Origin of the sequence: Vibrio halioticoli NBRC 102217 (genome assembly GCF_000496695.1) — a bacterium.
Lineage (GTDB): Bacteria > Pseudomonadota > Gammaproteobacteria > Enterobacterales > Vibrionaceae > Vibrio > Vibrio halioticoli.
In genome coordinates this window covers 1-17,085 of record NZ_BAUJ01000024.1, presented here as the reverse complement: position 1 = coordinate 17,085, position 17,085 = coordinate 1, and the positions used below count along the sequence as shown (strand labels likewise).

Sequence of the window (17,085 nt, the reverse complement as noted above, 5' to 3'; positions counted from 1 at the left end):
TTAATCGAACTGCCACGGGATAAATTTATTGAGTAATCGGTCAGTGATGAAATACAAGGTGACGGAGATCAGCGCCAAAATAAACAGCGCGGCAAACATCTCATCAATCATCATGCGGGCATTGGCTTGCAGCATTAAATAACCCAAACCGGCGCTAGAGCCTACCCACTCACCCACCACAGCGCCTATCGGTGCCACCACTACCGCAACACGGATGCCGGATGCTAATGCAGGCATTGCCGCAGGCAGTCTTACTTGTGTCAGTTGTTGCCAGCGAGAGGCGCCCATGGTTTTGCTTAAATCAAGGTACCCTTTGGGCGTATTACGCAATCCGTCGTAACAACAAGTGGTGACGGGGAAAAAGATAATCAGCGCCGCCATCACCACTTTTGAGGCAATGCCATAGCCAAACCACAGCATCAAAATGGGCGCAATGGCAAATACGGGAATGGCTTGTGAGGCAATCAAAATCGGTAATAACCAGCGGCGCAAAGGTTCAAACAGCAACATTTGCAACGCAAACATCAGCCCCATACTTAACCCCAAAATCAAACCTAAGATGATTTCTTGGGAAGTAATAATCGTATGTTGCCACAACACATCACTGCGCGTGCCTAAGCGGTTAAATACCGCTAGTGGCTCTGGCAAAATAAAGCTAGGTAAATCAAAAAACGTCACCACGGCTTGCCAAATGCCCAGCACCACTAAGCACGAAACCACCAAGCGAAACACCATAGATGAATTGGCTTTCACGCGACTGGTTAAGCCTTGTTGAACCACGACAGCTTTACTCACCTCGGCCTCCTAATTGCTCAATAATGCTTTGTTGCAGTTGCGCCATTTCAGCGCTAATAAGACGAGGGGCATCCCCGACAGGGACGGCAACGGTTTCTACATTTTCAGAGGATTGCATCAGATAAATGCGGTCGCTCAAACGAAGCGCTTCTTGAGGGTCGTGGGTGATCAGCACCACGGTTTTTCCCGCTAACATTTCACAGGCCAGATCTTGCAAGCGATAGCGCGTTACCGCATCTAGCGCCGAGAATGGTTCGTCCATCAAAACGATGGGCTTGTCTTGCATTAGCGTGCGCGCAAGGGCCACGCGCTGTTTCATGCCGCCGGATAGTTGCCTTGGGTATACTTGCTCTTGTCCAGACAAACCCAATTTACCTAGCAAAGCACTAGCTTGCTGTTTTCGCTGTGCCTGCTGTGCTTTGGTCAGTTTTGTAGAAGCGAATCGGTCACTAAAGCAAACGTTATCTATCACCGTCAGCCACGGCATCAACAAGTCTTGTTGCGCCATATAAGCGATGGATTCAGACAACGGATTGGCAAAACTGCTGTGGATAGTGCCGCTCCAATGTACGTTGTCAGGTAACAATCCCGCCATAAGACGCAGTAGACTGGTTTTGCCACAGCCACTTTTACCTAACACACTGCTCCAACTGCCTTGTTTAAAGGTCAAATTAAGCTGACTAAATAACGGAGCATCGGCATCAGCAAACTGCAAACTGCCGTTATTAATCACTATGCCTTGTGCGTTCGGTTCAACAACCGGATGAACACCATCTTGAGAAGGATGACTTTGCATGAGTCGATTACTTAGTGTTTAGTGCGTAGAAGTGATGTACAGGACCGTGTCCTTTACCAATATGAAGTTCATCGGCATGCGCAATTGCGTTAGAAATATATTCTTTCCCTAACGAAACAGACTCAATTAAGTCCCCTGTTTGCGCCAAGTACGATGCGATCGCCGATGATAAAGTGCAGCCCGTGCCGTGGGTGTTTTGTGTATTAATGCGCTCTACGGTAAAAGTCTCTACTTTATTGGCAGTAATGAGCAAATCTGTACTGGTGGATTCGCTTTCTAAGTGACCGCCTTTTAGCAGCACCGCTTTGCAATCTAACGCACGTAGATCTTCTATCATGGCGTTCATTTGCAGCTCTGTCGTCGGTAATTCTTGATTTAACAGGGTGGCCGCTTCGGGCAAATTAGGCGTGATTACATCGGCAAGTGGCAGTAGCTGAGTCTTTAGAGTTGCAATAGCCGATTGTTGCAGTAACAAATCTCCGCTTGTCGCTACCATCACAGGATCAACTACCAAGTATTTAGGTTGGTATTGTTTTAGCTTTTTCACCACAGCTTCAATCAGCGCCGCTTCGGCTAACATGCCCACTTTTACCGCAACCACATCTAAATCGGTAAATACCGCATCTAGCTGTTGTTCAATAAACTCGGCAGAAATCGGCAAGATACCACTTACACCTTGAGTGTTTTGCGCAGTTAATGCGGTAATCACCGAACAGGCGTAACTTCCCGTGGCAGAGATGGCTTTAATATCGGCTTGAATACCTGCACCGCCACCGCTGTCAGAGCCAGCAATAGTAAGGACGATAGGTGTTTTATTTGTTTGAGGCACGAAGACATTTCCTTTTCGTTAGACGAACGAAACCAATGCCTACTGCGCTAGAAAAGTTGAGATCTATAGCTAGAGTGGCGATTAGTTCCCTACGTCAGCACTAACTGAATCAGGTTCAACGGGTTCGCTATTGCGATCTCAGCCTATTGGCTCCCCGACTAATACGATGCAGCGATACTATCAGAGTCCCTATGGTGAGGGAACCCGAAATAAAAGAAATTCAGAGCCTTGACAGTAAATGCCCTGTCTTGACATAAATGATGGTCTCTTGTTCGACGTACGGAAAGTGTTGGCTCATGTGCGGACTGCGCATCCAAGTGAGTTTTGGATAATGACCAAACTCATCTCTAAACTCTCCACTGAGCACCAAAATCTCTTCACCACCAAAATGAGAATGTGGTTGGAACCGCTCACCCTTGGGCCATTTTACCAATGCTATATGTTCGTGTTCAAAATCATGTAAAGGCATCACTTGCAATCCGCCTACTCCGGCATGCCACTGCGCATTGTGGGTATCAATGCGCACTGTAAGCCTATCTCGAGCATCAAACTGATTGAGCTTTACCAATAATACGCATCCTTCTTTACTAAAAGGGGCATGTTGACTTGCAGGAGGATTGCGAAGATAGGTGCCTTGCGGATAATCACCAAATTCATCAGAAAATACCCCCTCGAGTACCAAAATTTCTTCACCCAAGGGATGTCGATGCGTAGCAAAATGCGATCCTGGCTCATATTTGACGATGGAGGTAACGTGCCCAGACTCTTTTGCTTCGCGCTCTAACGGCTTTCGGCTAACGCCTAGTGCCGGACTACTCACCCATGCCATGTTTTCGGTATTTATTACCACTGTTTGGCTAACATCCATATTCAACATAATCAATATTCTCGTATTAAAAGACAAGGCTATTGTAAGAATAGTTGGCAACTCGTTATTAGATAGTTGATAAGTTCGTGCTATACGACCTCAAAGTAATGAAAAATGAGTTTTAATTACACCTTTCATGTTTTAGCTCAACAAAATCATTACGATAGCGACTTGCTATTTTTAAAATCTATATTCCCAACCATTGTCATCATGCTTGTAATTTGATGTTATCCAGACCAATCTAATAGCCCCGCGTGATAAAAATGTTAAACCTAATAACCCTAGAACATGGTAGCGGTGGAAAAAAAATGCAGTCTCTTATCCATGAGCTGTTTCTACGCCACTTCGATAACGAGCAGCTTAACTCTCAAGAAGATCAGGCCAGAATTCCATTCGATACCCTTATTGCGCAAGGCGATCGTTTAGCCTTTACCACCGACAGTTTTGTGATTGACCCTATTTTCTTTCCCGGTGGCAATATTGGCAAACTCGCCGTATGCGGCACGGTGAACGATCTCGCCGTTGGTGGCGCCATTCCCAAATACCTGAGTGTCGGCTTTATTCTTGAAGAAGGACTCCCTATTCAAGACTTAGAACAGATCGTCATCGCAATGGCACAAACCGCGAAAGAAGCGGGAGTCACCATAGTAACTGGTGACACTAAAGTGGTCGCCAAAGGCGCTTGCGATAAAATCTTTATTAACACCAGCGGTATCGGTGTTATTCCAAAACCTCTGCAAATTGGTGCTCGCCAAATAAAAGCCGGTGACAAAATCATCGTCAACGGCACCTTAGGCGATCACGCTGTCGCTATCTTACAAGCGAGAAATGAACTGGCTTTGTCTGGTTCTATCAAAAGCGATTGCGCGCCACTGAATTTATTAACCCAACCTTTGCTGGCTCAACCTGGTGTACACGCTATGCGTGATGCCACCCGTGGCGGCGTAGCGGCGGTATGTAATGAAATCGCCGACATGACCAAACTGGGCATGCTCATCAAAGAAACGGCATTACCCCTGCACCCAGAAGTGACTGCAGTGTCTGAAATATTAGGGTTAGACCCATTATTAATGGCGAATGAAGGAAAGGCCGTCATTTTTGTAGAGAGTGCAGAAGCCGACGCTCTATTGGCACACCTGCGCACCCTACCGTATAGCGACAACGCCGCCATTATCGGTGAGGTTGTCGATTCTGTTGAAGGGGTGTTCATTGAAAGTCTTTATGGCGCACGCAAAAAATTATTAATGCCCACTGGCGAGCAACTTCCTCGCATCTGTTAATTTTTCTCACTTTTCAAGGATATAAATGTAATGAAAAAACTACTTGTTAGCCTGATGTTGTTACCTATCACCTCTTTCGCGCACGATACAGGATTTATCCATAGCCACACTACAGGCCCTATGAGCTTCTCCACCATCGCTCTTGCCGCGCTGCTTTTCTGCTTCTTATACAAAAAACTGTAATCATTCGGAGAGCGAGATGTTTAATTATCAAGCGCTAATGGATTTATGTAAAAAAAGATTAGATAAACTGTCAAAAATGCCGGCTTTAAAATCCACGCCTCTGGTGGACAATATCGAGCAATCTGGCATTAATCGCCGTGAGTTTATGAAATGGTCATCCCTCACCGCTGCTGCTCTCGCCTTACCTATGGAATTTACTCCAATGGTGGCAAAAGCGGCTGAGCTTGCAGACCGTGTGCCTCTGGTTTGGTTACATTTAGCCGAATGTACCGGATGTTCAGAATCACTACTGCGCGCCGATACTCCAAGCCTCGACACCCTTATTTTTGAACACCTATCCCTTGAGTATCACGAAACCATTATGGCGGCGGCGGGCTGGCAAGCAGAAGAAAACCTTGAGCACGCTTTAGAAACCTACAAAGGTCAATATCTATTGGCTGTAGAAGGCGCTGTGCCAACCGCAAATAACGGCACATTCCTTACCGTTGGCGCAAAAGGCAAGACTGGTATGGCTATCTTAAAAGAAGCCGCTGATGGTGCCGCTGGCATAGTCGCAGTCGGAACTTGTTCATCATTTGGCGGAGTACAAGCCGCCGCTCCTAATCCAACAGGAGCAAAAGGCATTCATAAAGTGATTGATAAGCCCGTAGTGAACCTTGGCGGGTGCCCACCTAGTGAGCGCAATATTGTTGGCACATTGATGTATTTCATCATGTTCGGCAAGTTGCCACCCCTTGATATTTACAACCGTCCTCGCTGGGCCTATGGCGCTCGTGTACACGATAACTGTGAACGTCGTGGACACTTTGACGCAGGTGAATTTGTCGAAGAATTTGGCGATGAAGGCGCAAAAAATGGCTATTGCTTATTTAAAGTAGGCTGTAAAGGACCTTACACCTACAACAACTGCCCAACGCAACGTTTTAACAGTGGCACCAGTTGGCCTGTATTAGCAGGTCACGGCTGTATTGGTTGTTCTGAGCCCGATTTTTGGGACTCTATGTCAGAGTTTGAAAAACCCCTTGGTCGCCGAGACATTACATCAAGCCTTGATAAAACATCAGATTATATCGGTACCGCTGTGTTAGGTATTTCGGCCGTGGGTATTACCGCGCATGCCGTTGCCAGTGTATTTGCAAAAAAATTGGATGAGGAAGAGTAATGAGTAAACGTGTCGTTATAGACCCAATCACTCGCATTGAAGGTCACTTACGTATTGAAGTCGAGGTTGACGAAAACAACGTGGTGCAAAAAGCGTACTCTTCTTCTTCGCTATGGCGTGGAATCGAAGTTATCTTAAAAGATCGCTCGGTATTTGATGTTGGTTTACTGGTACAACGCATTTGTGGGGTATGTACTTATTCTCACTACCGCGCTGGCACTGAGGCTGTAGAGAACGCTTTAGGCTTAACCATCCCCAAAAATGCCAAATATATCCGCAGTTTGATTCATGCATCACTCAACATCCATGACCATATCGTGCATTTTTATCATCTGCATGCACTGGATTGGGTTGATGTGGTAGCCGCACTATCAGCCAGCCCAGAAAAAGCAGCTCAAGTGGCGATGCAATATTCTGACGTACCTATTGCGGCGGGTGCAGGCGATCTTCGCGCTACTCAGCAAAAAGTGCAAAAGCTTGTGGATACTGGAAAATTAGGCCCATTTGCTAACGCTTACTGGGGGAATAAAACGTATAAGTTTACTCCTGAACAAAACCTAATTGCACTATCACACTATTTAAAAGCTCTAGAGATCCAACGCATTGTGGCTGAGTTAATGGCCATTTTTGGTGGTAAAAGCCCTCACCCACAATCTCTTGTAGTCGGCGGTATTACATCAGTACGTGACGTACTAAACCCTGCGCGCTTGCAAGAATGGAAAGCTAAGCTAACCACAGTACAAGACTTTATTGAACGTGCTTACTACCCCGATATTTTGATGGCGGCTGACGCCTATAAAACCGAACCTTCGGTATTAGGCGATGTGGGCGTACCTAACTTCTTAACCACTTCCGAGTTTTTCACTAAAGGTGAAACGCATCTCTTTCAAAGCGGCGTAATTAAGAATAAAGATCTCAGCCAAGTGTTTGATCTTGACCCAATGCTAATAAAAGAAGATGTCACCCACTCTTGGTACAAAGGTGAACAACCACTGCATCCGTTTGATGGCGAAACTGAGCCAAACTACACCGGAATGAAAGAGCGCGATACCGTTTACGGCAAGCTCCCTACCCTAGACCAAGACGGTAAATACAGCTGGGTTAAATCACCACGTTATGACGGTCAACCGTTTGAAGTGGGTCCATTGGCTTCTATGGTCGTGAACTACGCCCGAGGCAATCAAGTCGTTGTCGACTCTGTTAACGATTTCCTTAATGTTACCGGACTGCCTGTAACAGCGCTGTTTACCACATTAGGACGCACTGCCGCACGTATGTTGCAAACTCGCATCGTAGCCGATAGCGCTTTTGAAACTCTGCAAGCTTTGATTGATAACATCATTGTCGATGAAGAGACCTATCGTAAACCTGACCTTAGCAAAATACCGAGTGAGAGCGAAGGCTACGCCATGCTTGAAGCGCCGCGCGGCATGCTCAGTCACTGGATTCGCATCAAAGATGGCAAAGTCGCTAATTATCAAGCGGTGGTACCTTCGACATGGAACTCAGGTCCGGTTGACGCCAATGGCAATGTTGGTCCTTACGAAGCCGATCTTATTGGTTTGAAACTTGAAGATCCGAAGAAACCACTTGAGGTCATTCGCGTGATCCACTCATTTGATCCTTGTATGGCTTGTGCAGTACACGTGATGGATTTCAATGGCAATGAATTGAGCCAATTTGAAGTAAAACCAACAATTTAAGTGGGGCAATAACATGGCTAATAACAAAGTACAGTATGCGCGAGAGGTCACTTTTAGTGCCGCTATCCGCATTTGTCACTGGTTACGCGTAGTCTCAATTGGCACATTGGCAATTACGGGTTTCTATATCTCGTGGCCTTTTTTAGTATCGCTAGGAAGCTCAGATTTGCTTGTACAAGGCTGGGTGCGTTTTGTGCATCAGGTATTCGGTTTTATCTTAGTCTCTATCACTATGATCAGAACCTACTTGTTCTTCTTTAGTCGCAACGATATAGAGCGCCGCTCCTTTTTTGACTTATTTAAGATAAAGGCGTGGATTTCGGTCATTAAAGCCTACACCTATCAAGGACCAAAAGAGAAAAACGGTGCCTACAATGTATTGCAATTTGTCACCTATTTCTTCCTAACGCTGTTGATTATTTTAATGTGTATAACGGGGCTGATTTTATACGCCAACGTCTATCACGATAATCTTGGTGGGCTTATTGCCCCTGCCGCTAATTGGGTATTGAGCCTATTGGCCGATGTCGGTGGCCTGGCGTTTATTCGCACCTTGCATCACGAGCTTACTTGGGTATTTTTGGTCTTCATTATCGTGCACATCTACATGGTAATTTTCACTGCAGTTCGCTTTAAAGTCAGTGCTATTGATCCGATGATTTCAGGTGTTGATTACTATCATCCCGATCACCATGAGCATGGGGATTTTAATAAGTGAGCAAAATCCTAATCCTTGGAATAGGTAACATTCTTTACGCCGATGAAGGTATCGGCGTAAGGTTTGCAGGCCTTATAGAGAAGAAATATCGCTTAGAAAGTGATGTGCATAGCATTGATATTGTTGATGGCGGCACCTTAGCGCATGGCTTGATCCCTTTGCTCAGTCGTTATGATCACGTGGTGGTGGTAGATACCATCAACTCCTCTGAACAACAAACCGGAAAAGTCTATTTTTTCGATTTTGATGCTGTGCCAAATCATATTGATTTTCAAGGCAGTGCTCACGAAGTCGAAATGCTCGCCACCCTAAACATGATGGATATTGTCGGTGACCGACCAAAAACCTTTGTACTTGGCGTGAGCCCTACGGTACTTGAATCAATGAGCTTTGAATTGTCTGAACAAGTACAAGCCGCAGTTCCTGTTATGGAACAAGCTCTGCTTTCGCATTTACAGCAACATCAAGTCAATATCACTCAAGTGAATAACCTTACCATTACTGATATTGCGACCTTGTAATTGCAGCCATGATGCAAACATTTACCCACACTACGATGTATTTCTTTTCTCTAGCAAAGGTTTGGCATGATTATTCGATTTAGCTTCTTTACCACTAAAGCCATTGCGCTGTATGCCAAGCAATGCAATGCCCTATTGCAACGCAATCTGGTGCATTCTGTGTACCGCGATAAACGGGGCTATCACCTTGAGGCTGTGGGCGAACAAGAACACATCACTGAACTTGCAAGCGTGATTGGTGAATCTTTCCCGCTCTCTTGTTGGTTAACTGGCACTGACATTGTGGCGGTTGACGAGTTTAAGGGTAGCCAAGCGCCCTTGAAGATCCCAAGCTCGTCAAAGGCACGTCATTACTGCGAACATTGTAAAGATGAATTAACTCAACCTTGTGAAATATGTGATGCTCAAGCGATAACAGAGCTTGTGATCAATAAACGTCATGTAAGCCTTAGCTCTAAGTGTGACGCTCAACTTGAGAATGAATTGAGACCTGAAATCGACCTGTTTATCGAAAATGGGCAGATGCATATAGAACATGATGATATTACGCAAGCATGGTCAAGGTTAAACGCCATCCGCTTGCAAGATGAACGCTTAGTTTTTGCCAACATAGCGCATCTGCAACAAGCCTGCGTAGTCAATGAGCGCGATCTACAGCTTCTGCTTAGTCTTGAAAAACCAAGTTTACGTCTCGCCATCAAGCCTGAATTTATACAGCAGTACAACTTACCTCTGGCTAGCTATGTGGTTTCTTTACCCACCAGCAAATGTGACTACGTACTGGCACAAGCTTGCGCTAAACAAGGCGTTTTCGCGTTTGCCTTACAATGTGGTGATCAGGCTGCGCAATTGCTTAAATTTGGCCAACAAGTCTTATTGCATGCCAATGCACCTGAGCCACAGCCACTGATTAGTCACCCTGCAGTGCAAACCTCAATCACCGCCTTGGGTCTCTCTGCCAGTTGGGAAAAAGGGAAGCTGTTCATCAAACGCGATCACAATTCCTTGCCCCTACCTCGCCCTTGGCTTAGCGCAGCTTATGCACTAGAAAACATCCGTCAACGTGACCGATTCAGTAAAAAGTGTGCGGTGCTGTTTTTAGACAATCAACAGCCGTCAGGGTTATTACAACGTGCCAGCGATACCTCCTCTAATCGCTATCAATGGTTATTTGAAGTGCCTCGCCCTGCGCAAGGGTTGAGCTTGACTCAACTGCTCAATGACATCACCGGCAATGATCCAAGCAGTCAGTTATTGGTAGATGACTTTATCTCGTCTAACCCTGAGCTAATAAAAAACGCGCCAGTTACCAATGCTAGCTTGAGCGATATGCTTGGATTGCTGGCAATGATACTGGGCCTAACTGACAGCCAATCTACCTTGCAACAAGGGTGCAATCGCGCCATTGCTCACGTAATGAGCCACCGCTTTGCCACCTTCCCTCGCATTCAATTCGAGTTAGCTTCCGAAGGTGATGCGCTGAGTATAGATTGGTCAAAAGCGTTCCAATCTGTGCTCAGTTATCGCGCTGCCATGAGTGACGATAACACCGTAATCATCGCAGGATTTTTAGACAGCCTTGCCGATTACCTGTGTCAATGGATTGAAAAACTCGACCAACACATTGGCTTTGAAAAAGTCACCCTAGCGGGCAATGAATTTGATAACCCTATTTTCACTGAGATGCTGCGCTTACGTCTGAGTAAAAACGTGGCCTTAGTGCACGAGAACGACTCAGACTTGAAAGAGATGAACCTTGTATTTGGCGCAATGTATGTCGCCGAAAATGCGCAATTGATTAGAGATTAATAAGGGGGATTTATGTGCTTTTCTATTCCGTCAAAAATCACCACTTTGGATGAAACCAATCAACGTGCCGTGGTGGATACGTTAGGTACTGCCAGAGAAGTGGATACCCACTTGATCAGCGAGCCGATTGCCGTTGGCGATTATGTGTTGATTCAATCCGGTCGCGCTGTACAAACCATGCCCGAACAAGCTGCATTAGAAAGCTTGGAGCTGTATCAAATTATTTTCGATAAGATGCAGAGCGGAGAGATATAACCTATGTCCGGCGTTGGAATTCAATTAACGATTACAGGCCAAGTGCAAGGGGTCGGCTTTCGGCCGTTCATTTGGCAATTGGCAAACGAATTTCAGCTGTGTGGTGAAGTGTATAATAATGCGCAAGGTGTCATAATTAAGGTGCATAAAACCCACCAAATGAGCGCATTTATTGAGGCCATTCAAGAACGTGCTCCGCGACTGGCGCATATCTCAGATATCAGTCAAAAAACCATTACCACGGCGAATTATCAAACATTTACAATTGCCCATTCCTGCTTAGGGAAAATGCACACACAAATTCCGACCGATGTGGCAACCTGCCAAGACTGTTTAACTGAGTTAAATACGCCAACGGATCGCCGTTATCATTATGCATTGAACAACTGTATTCACTGCGGGCCACGCTACTCAATTATTGAGCGTATGCCCTATGACAGATCCGCGACCACAATGGCCGACTTTGCTATGTGCGAGCCATGTGCCATACAATACCGTGATCCGCAAAATAGACGCTTTCACGCGCAACCTATCGCTTGTAATAAGTGTGGTCCGACTCTCTCTCTATTAAATAATTCCGGAGAAATCATCACTCAAGATGCACAGGCTTGCATTGATGAATGCGTCACGCAGCTAAAACAGGGCAAGATTGTCGCGATAAAAGGTGTCGGTGGATTTCATCTTGCCGTGGACGCTACAAACACTGAAGCAGTGAATCGATTGCGATTAAAAAAACATCGACCACACAAGCCTTTCGCGATTATGGCGCGTGACATAAATGCAATACAAGGCATAGCGTTTGCTGATGAAACAGAGCGAGCACAACTGCAAAGCCCTGCAGCTCCCATTGTTCTATTGCGCCAAAACAAAAATCAATCCAACACCGAACTTGCTCATAACATTGCTCATAACATTGCCCATAACATAACCTTAGACATGCCATTTATCGGCGTAATGTTGGCCAATGCGCCCATGCAACACTTGCTTGCCAGTCGTATGCACTCGCCTTTAGTGATGACATCGGCCAATTTAAGCGGCTGTTCGCCTGTTATTGACAACGTGCAGGCTATTGAGCAATTGGGTTCTATTTGCGATTGTATCTTAACTCACAACCGCTCAATTTTACGGCGTTTAGATGACAGCTTAGTGCAGGTCATTGACGGTAAACCTAGCATTATGCGCCGCGCCCGAGGCTATGTGCCACATATGCTCGATTTGCCCAAAGGCTTTGAGCTTTGTGACAGCGTCACCGCATTTGGCGCAGATATTAAAAATGCGCCGTGTTTTATCAAGCAAGGTAAAGCTTTGCTTCTGCCTCACCTTGGCGATGTATCCAACCCTGCTATTTTGGATGAACTGTCACGTAGCCTTACTGACAATCAACAGCTGTTTGCGCACCAGAATCAGCTAATTGTTGCCGATAAACATGCAGGCTATGTGACTCATCAACAAGCTAAGATACTGGCAAATAGCGAAAACTTGCAGTTAGTGAATCATCATCATGCGCATATCGCAGCTTGTTTAGCCGACAATGGCATTGCTAGAGAACACCCGCCAGTACTGGCTTTAGTGCTTGATGGTTTAGGTTGGCACGATGGTAGTCACTCTCAGGCGACGCATTCATTGTTTGGCGGTGAGCTATTTATTGCCGATTATCAGCACTGCCAACACCTTCGCGGTTTGCCTGCTACCCCGCTAATTGGTGGTGATAAAGCGGCCACTCAGCCGTGGCGAAATCTATTTGCTCAGTTAGAGTGTCATGTGGATGATTGGCAGGCTCAGGCTCAAGAAAATCGCCAAGGCAAACCATGTGCGCTATCGCAGTTGCAACAGCAGCCTATAGCGTTATTAAGAAGCGCAATACAAAACAACCTCAACACTCCCCTTGCCAGTAGCGCAGGCCGCCTTTTTGATGCGGTTTCAGCGCTCGTTAGCGACTGTTTTGCCGAACAAAGTTTTGAGGGGCAAGCGGCAATGAAACTGGAAGCCTTAGCATGGCACGATTTCACCGAAAATAGCCTTGATCTGAGTGATTTTAAACGGAGTTACCCGAGCCCCAACATTAAGCAGATGTGGCAACAAATCATGTCACTTTATGCGCACCAGACGCCCTCTGCAATTGCATTGTTTTTCCATCGCTATTTAGCGCACCTGCTGTTGTTTTGGCTGCGTCAAGCTCAGGTTCAAGTGCGCAGTAACAAAGTGGTATTAAGTGGCGGCGTGATGCAAAACGCATTATTAACGCGCTTGCTTGTACATGGGTTACAGCAACAACAGCAAGTGCCATTGTGCCATCACAAAGTTCCATGTAACGATGGCGGTATTAGCTTAGGTCAAGCCTTGGTGGCATGGGCGCAGCTTCAGGAGCGCACATAATGCCAAGCGCAACACTAAAATTACAGCATGTAAATGGCATCATTACCCACTGCGAGCCTAAGATAAACTACCCCAATATTGACGCTATTTTGCGCCAACAAAGCGCAAACATGGTACAAAAGCGGCTAAACCTTATCTATCAGCAATGTGGACAAGCACACAATAGCGCTTTCTTTCATGCGCAAGGATACCGTGCATCCATCATGCAGCAGCAGGCGCAAAATCAAGCTTTGGCATTGGAAAAAATCCAAGAGTTGGGCTGGCAGTTGTGGCGTATCCATCAACATTTTTTTGGCCTACAACTTGTTAACCACAAGTCTGTGATGATAAGCAAAACGCAAGCGCAAGATAATGCACTTTTAAGCCAATGCCGCACGCAACTCATGAGCTTTAAATCTCAAATGGCAACCGATTGTTGGCACGATAACAGCCAAGCCAAGCCTATCGCGATTGATTGGCCTATTGAGCAATTAACGTTATGGGACAAACACATTTATCGGCCATTACGCAATGCGTTAACGACGCAAGCATGGGCAAGTTTGTTATGTACACCACAGTTGATTCTAACGCAGTTTGAAAGTGGCCCTAGCGTGCGCCAAGGGCAGCAAAACCCCAACCTTATTGACCGAATTGATGCGTTATGGCTTGAATTACAACAGGCCCGCTTAGAGCTCAATACACCCACCGCATATGCCCCCACTCAACGCAAAGACGGCACGGTAGATGCAGTGCGCGGCGCCTTACGTCATCACATAACTTGGCAACAAGATAAAGTGGAACAATACCAAATCGAAGTGCCTACAGTTGGCATTATCCATAGTTTTAGTCGCAGTGTTATTGGGCTTAATTTATCGACTATCGGTAAGGATTTATCCATTTTATCCTTGTGGGTCCTGAGCCATTTCCCTTGCATGGAGGTGAGTTTGGAATTGTCAGAGGCCCAGTCTAACTGCACTACGAAGGCGCACACACCCTTAAACAAAGTGGCTCATTCATCTAGCCACTGTAACAAGAAATTTAGTGGTAAATAATTCCATGCATGAAATGTCGATTGCGCAAAATATTGTCCAGATAGCACTTGAGCACACCCAAGCGGGTGAGCGTATAGAACAAGTGGTGATCAGCGTCGGTGAGTTATCTGGCATCGAAATTGACGCATTACAATTTGGCTTTAGCGCAGTGACCAACAACACCGCCGCTCAAGGCGCAATATTAACTATAGAAACCGTGCCCGGCAGCATCTTTTGTATGAACTGTCTGGCGCAATTTGATTACCATTCACGCACAGATCCCTGTCCAAAATGCCGACAGCATCAATACGTGGTCATTGAAGGTAATGAAATGAAAGTAAAACATATCGAGGTAAACTAACATGTGTACAGTCTGCGGTTGCGGTACAGAACAAATTGAGGGTCATCAACATGACCACCATTCACATTCGCACGATCATAACCATGATCATGCGCATCCACACGATCATAATCATGGCCACAGCCACAATAACGACAGTGGCGCACAACCTGTCTCTGTAGTTCACCACCACTACCACAATAGTGGCGATGTGCACTTACATATTTATCATGCGCCAAATGCTGTGGGTTCAGAGCAAATAACGCCAAACTCAAATGCGAGTCAACCTACTCACAGTCATGCACATGAGCACCACAATGCTCCTGTTCATCATTCACACGAGCATCATTCACACCAAAACGCCGAACATCACCATCACCATGAACATGAACATGAACATAGCCATGAGCACACCCCACATCATGCAGGTCATACCTTAGATTATGGTGTTGGCGATGCACATTTGCATGTACCCGGCTTGTCTCAGCAACGAATCATCGAGATCGAGCAAGATATCTTAGGCAAAAACAACCACATTGCGGCGCATAACCGCAGCCACTTTACTGCTGACAACCTAACGGTATTAAACCTAGTGTCTAGCCCAGGTTCAGGTAAAACAACGTTACTCACTGAAACCATTAAACAGATGCAACACGCACACAATATTGCGGTGATTGAAGGTGACCAACAAACGGCCAATGATGCTGAGCGTATCCGCGCGACGGGTGTGCAAGCCATTCAAGTGAATACGGGCAAAGGCTGCCATCTTGATGCCAGCATGATCGATAAAGCTTATCACCAACTGCAACTGGCGAACGATTCTATCTTGTTTATTGAAAATGTCGGCAATTTGGTTTGCCCTGCTGATTTTGATTTGGGTGAACAAGCCAAAGTTGCCATTTTATCGGTGACAGAAGGTGAAGAAAAACCGCTCAAATACCCAAATATGTTTGCGGCGGCCAACGTTATGATCATCAATAAAACCGATTTATTACCTTATGTGAATTTTGACTTAGCTCAGTGCATCGAAAACGCACGTAAAGTAAATCCAGAGATTGAAGTGATTTGCCTGTCAGCTACAACTGGCGAGGGAATGGAACGCTGGATCAACTGGATCCTAGGGGATAAATAACATGTGTTTAGGCGTACCTGCACAAATCATTGCCATTGCTGATGCAGAGCAACAACTGGTGACAGTTTCCTTAAACGGCCTTAAACGTGACGTCAATGCGGCCTGTGTGTGGACTGAAACTCCTGAAACCTTACTCGAGCAATGGGTGCTAGTGCATGTCGGTTTTGCTCTAGCAATTGTCAGTGAGCAAGAAGCTAATGAAACCCTTGAACTCATACAACAAATGGGATGCAACGATGAAATTCATTAGTGAATATCGCCAACCTGAAAAAGTCATGGCGCTGGTGAGCACTATCAATGACAAACTCGATAAGCTCGCTCCTACTCGACCACTGCAAATCATGGAAGTGTGTGGCGGTCATACGCATACCATTTTCCGTTTTGGTTTAGATAAGTTAATCAATAAAGGCATTGAGTTTGTGCATGGACCCGGCTGCCCTGTATGTGTATTGCCTCGTCAACGCATCAATGAAGCCATTGAAATTGCCGAGCAAGAAGATGTGATTTTTTGCAGCTATGGCGATGCCATTCGCGTACCCGGAGAAAACGGTAACTTATTGGCGGCTAAAGCGCGCGGCGCCGATATTCGCATTGTGTACTCACCGCTCGATGCACTTGAGTTGGCCAAACAGAACCCACAAAAAAACATAGTGTTTTTTGCTATCGGCTTTGAAACGACCACTCCCCCAACTGCACTGACTTTGCAACAAGCCAAACGCCAAAACATCAGCAATTTTTCGGTACTCTGCCATCATATTTTGCTTGAGCCAGCACTGCGTTCTGTATTGGATGACGAAAATGTTCGTCTAGATGGTCTTGTTGCGCCGGGACACGTTTCTATTGTGACTGGGCAACAGCATTATCAGTTTTGTAATGATGAGTATCAGTTGCCAGTGGCAACGGCCGGATTTGAACCGCTGGACTTTTTAATGGCGTTAGAATCTATCGTTGACCAAGTGAGTAATCATCAAGTTAAGGTGGTTAATTGCTACCAACGCGCCGTTTCCGAAACGGGCAATAAAATCGCTCAGCAAGCGATTAATGATGTGTTCACTCTATCAGAATCAAGCGATTGGCGCGGATTGGGTAATATAGAACACTCAGGGCTGAGTCTAAAATCGGCTTATCAGAGCTTTGATGCATCACTGCGATACCAATTAAACCCCAACCGCATTGCAGAGCCTGAAGGATGTCGCTGTGCCAACGTCATTAAAGGCTTAGCCAAACCGACCGATTGCCCGCTATTTGCCAAAGGTTGTACGCCGGAAAATCCTGTGGGCGCGCTGATGGTGTCTAGCGAAGGTGCTT

At 45.9% G+C, this 17,085-nt stretch carries 18 protein-coding genes and 1 riboswitch; of the genes, 14 read left to right on the top strand and 4 right to left on the bottom strand.

The window, feature by feature from the left end; all coding sequences use genetic code 11:
- From VHA01S_RS08675 to VHA01S_RS08660, 4 genes are all read right to left on the bottom strand, one after another.
- A complete protein-coding gene (locus VHA01S_RS08675; protein WP_373277890.1) occupies nt 1-753 on the bottom strand; it encodes an ABC transporter permease in 753 nt (250 codons plus the stop codon).
- Between the two features lie 34 nt (nt 754-787).
- The gene (locus VHA01S_RS08670; protein WP_023403987.1) at nt 788-1,591 is read right to left on the bottom strand and encodes an ABC transporter ATP-binding protein; all 804 of its coding nucleotides are present in this window, start codon (nt 1,589-1,591) and stop codon (nt 788-790) included.
- 7 nt (nt 1,592-1,598) lie between these two features.
- The gene (thiD, locus tag VHA01S_RS08665; protein ID WP_023403986.1) at nt 1,599-2,420 is read right to left on the bottom strand and encodes a bifunctional hydroxymethylpyrimidine kinase/phosphomethylpyrimidine kinase; all 822 of its coding nucleotides are present in this window, start codon (nt 2,418-2,420) and stop codon (nt 1,599-1,601) included.
- A 69-nt stretch (nt 2,421-2,489) separates the two neighbouring features.
- Nucleotides 2,490-2,587: riboswitch (TPP riboswitch) on the bottom strand.
- Nucleotides 2,588-2,640: 53 nt separating this feature from the next.
- Nucleotides 2,641-3,297: a cupin domain-containing protein gene (locus VHA01S_RS08660; protein WP_023403985.1), complete on the bottom strand. Its 657-nt coding sequence runs from the start codon at nt 3,295-3,297 to the stop codon at nt 2,641-2,643.
- Between the two features lie 254 nt (nt 3,298-3,551).
- Here VHA01S_RS08660 and hypE point away from each other — a divergent pair, with 254 nt between their 5' ends.
- The 14 genes from hypE to hypD form a co-directional block, all read left to right on the top strand.
- On the top strand, nt 3,552-4,568 hold the full coding sequence (gene hypE, locus VHA01S_RS08655; protein WP_039970504.1) for a hydrogenase expression/formation protein HypE: 1,017 nt from the start codon (nt 3,552-3,554) through the stop codon (nt 4,566-4,568).
- A 30-nt stretch (nt 4,569-4,598) separates the two neighbouring features.
- A complete protein-coding gene (locus VHA01S_RS18360) occupies nt 4,599-4,751 on the top strand; it encodes a hypothetical protein (RefSeq protein ID WP_023403983.1) in 153 nt (50 codons plus the stop codon).
- A 16-nt stretch (nt 4,752-4,767) separates the two neighbouring features.
- Nucleotides 4,768-5,913: a hydrogenase small subunit gene (locus tag VHA01S_RS08650; protein WP_023403982.1), complete on the top strand. Its 1,146-nt coding sequence runs from the start codon at nt 4,768-4,770 to the stop codon at nt 5,911-5,913.
- Nucleotides 5,913-7,616 (top strand): nickel-dependent hydrogenase large subunit, encoded by a 1,704-nt coding sequence (locus VHA01S_RS08645; protein WP_023403981.1) that lies wholly within the window; start codon nt 5,913-5,915, stop codon nt 7,614-7,616. The genes VHA01S_RS08650 and VHA01S_RS08645 overlap by 1 nt, the downstream gene beginning before the upstream one ends.
- Nucleotides 7,617-7,629: 13 nt before the next feature.
- Nucleotides 7,630-8,334: a Ni/Fe-hydrogenase, b-type cytochrome subunit gene (gene cybH / locus VHA01S_RS08640; protein ID WP_023403980.1), complete on the top strand. Its 705-nt coding sequence runs from the start codon at nt 7,630-7,632 to the stop codon at nt 8,332-8,334.
- Nucleotides 8,331-8,855: a HyaD/HybD family hydrogenase maturation endopeptidase gene (locus VHA01S_RS08635; RefSeq protein WP_023403979.1), complete on the top strand. Its 525-nt coding sequence runs from the start codon at nt 8,331-8,333 to the stop codon at nt 8,853-8,855. The genes cybH and VHA01S_RS08635 overlap by 4 nt, the downstream gene beginning before the upstream one ends.
- 66 nt (nt 8,856-8,921) lie before the next feature.
- The gene (locus VHA01S_RS08630; RefSeq protein ID WP_023403978.1) at nt 8,922-10,664 is read left to right on the top strand and encodes a Kae1-like domain-containing protein; all 1,743 of its coding nucleotides are present in this window, start codon (nt 8,922-8,924) and stop codon (nt 10,662-10,664) included.
- 12 nt (nt 10,665-10,676) lie between these two features.
- On the top strand, nt 10,677-10,919 hold the full coding sequence (locus VHA01S_RS08625; protein ID WP_023403977.1) for a HypC/HybG/HupF family hydrogenase formation chaperone: 243 nt from the start codon (nt 10,677-10,679) through the stop codon (nt 10,917-10,919).
- Between the two features lie 3 nt (nt 10,920-10,922).
- On the top strand, nt 10,923-13,295 hold the full coding sequence (gene hypF / locus VHA01S_RS08620) for a carbamoyltransferase HypF (protein WP_023403976.1): 2,373 nt from the start codon (nt 10,923-10,925) through the stop codon (nt 13,293-13,295).
- Nucleotides 13,295-14,326 carry a hypothetical protein gene (locus VHA01S_RS08615; protein WP_023403975.1) on the top strand — a complete coding sequence of 344 codons (1,032 nt, stop codon included), beginning with the start codon at nt 13,295-13,297 and terminating at the stop codon, nt 14,324-14,326. The genes hypF and VHA01S_RS08615 overlap by 1 nt, the downstream gene beginning before the upstream one ends.
- On the top strand, nt 14,316-14,666 hold the full coding sequence (gene hypA, locus VHA01S_RS08610) for a hydrogenase maturation nickel metallochaperone HypA (RefSeq protein ID WP_205530089.1): 351 nt from the start codon (nt 14,316-14,318) through the stop codon (nt 14,664-14,666). The genes VHA01S_RS08615 and hypA overlap by 11 nt, the downstream gene beginning before the upstream one ends.
- Nucleotide 14,667: 1 nt before the next feature.
- Nucleotides 14,668-15,777: a hydrogenase nickel incorporation protein HypB gene (gene hypB, locus VHA01S_RS08605; RefSeq protein WP_023403973.1), complete on the top strand. Its 1,110-nt coding sequence runs from the start codon at nt 14,668-14,670 to the stop codon at nt 15,775-15,777.
- Nucleotide 15,778: 1 nt separating this feature from the next.
- Nucleotides 15,779-16,027, top strand: a complete 249-nt coding sequence (gene hypC / locus VHA01S_RS08600; protein WP_023403972.1) for a HypC/HybG/HupF family hydrogenase formation chaperone — start codon at nt 15,779-15,781, stop codon at nt 16,025-16,027.
- Nucleotides 16,014-17,085 (top strand): hydrogenase formation protein HypD (gene hypD, locus VHA01S_RS08595; protein ID WP_023403971.1); only part of this gene is annotated, 1,072 nt, incomplete at its 3' end. The genes hypC and hypD, both read left to right, overlap by 14 nt.

What these genes read in the sequence shown, in the direction of transcription:
- VHA01S_RS08670 (WP_023403987.1), bottom strand. Translation starts at nt 1,591, where the DNA reads ATGCAAAGTCATCCTTCTCAAGATGGTGTTCATCCGGTTGTTGAACCG.
- VHA01S_RS08660 (WP_023403985.1), bottom strand. Translation starts at nt 3,297, where the DNA reads ATGTTGAATATGGATGTTAGCCAAACAGTGGTAATAAATACCGAAAAC.
- hypE (WP_039970504.1), top strand. Translation starts at nt 3,552, where the DNA reads ATGTTAAACCTAATAACCCTAGAACATGGTAGCGGTGGAAAAAAAATG.
- VHA01S_RS18360 (WP_023403983.1), top strand. Translation starts at nt 4,599, where the DNA reads ATGAAAAAACTACTTGTTAGCCTGATGTTGTTACCTATCACCTCTTTC.
- VHA01S_RS08650 (WP_023403982.1), top strand. Translation starts at nt 4,768, where the DNA reads ATGTTTAATTATCAAGCGCTAATGGATTTATGTAAAAAAAGATTAGAT.
- VHA01S_RS08645 (WP_023403981.1), top strand. Translation starts at nt 5,913, where the DNA reads ATGAGTAAACGTGTCGTTATAGACCCAATCACTCGCATTGAAGGTCAC.
- cybH (WP_023403980.1), top strand. Translation starts at nt 7,630, where the DNA reads ATGGCTAATAACAAAGTACAGTATGCGCGAGAGGTCACTTTTAGTGCC.
- VHA01S_RS08630 (WP_023403978.1), top strand. Translation starts at nt 8,922, where the DNA reads ATGATTATTCGATTTAGCTTCTTTACCACTAAAGCCATTGCGCTGTAT.
- VHA01S_RS08625 (WP_023403977.1), top strand. Translation starts at nt 10,677, where the DNA reads ATGTGCTTTTCTATTCCGTCAAAAATCACCACTTTGGATGAAACCAAT.
- hypF (WP_023403976.1), top strand. Translation starts at nt 10,923, where the DNA reads ATGTCCGGCGTTGGAATTCAATTAACGATTACAGGCCAAGTGCAAGGG.
- VHA01S_RS08615 (WP_023403975.1), top strand. Translation starts at nt 13,295, where the DNA reads ATGCCAAGCGCAACACTAAAATTACAGCATGTAAATGGCATCATTACC.
- hypB (WP_023403973.1), top strand. Translation starts at nt 14,668, where the DNA reads ATGTGTACAGTCTGCGGTTGCGGTACAGAACAAATTGAGGGTCATCAA.
- hypC (WP_023403972.1), top strand. Translation starts at nt 15,779, where the DNA reads ATGTGTTTAGGCGTACCTGCACAAATCATTGCCATTGCTGATGCAGAG.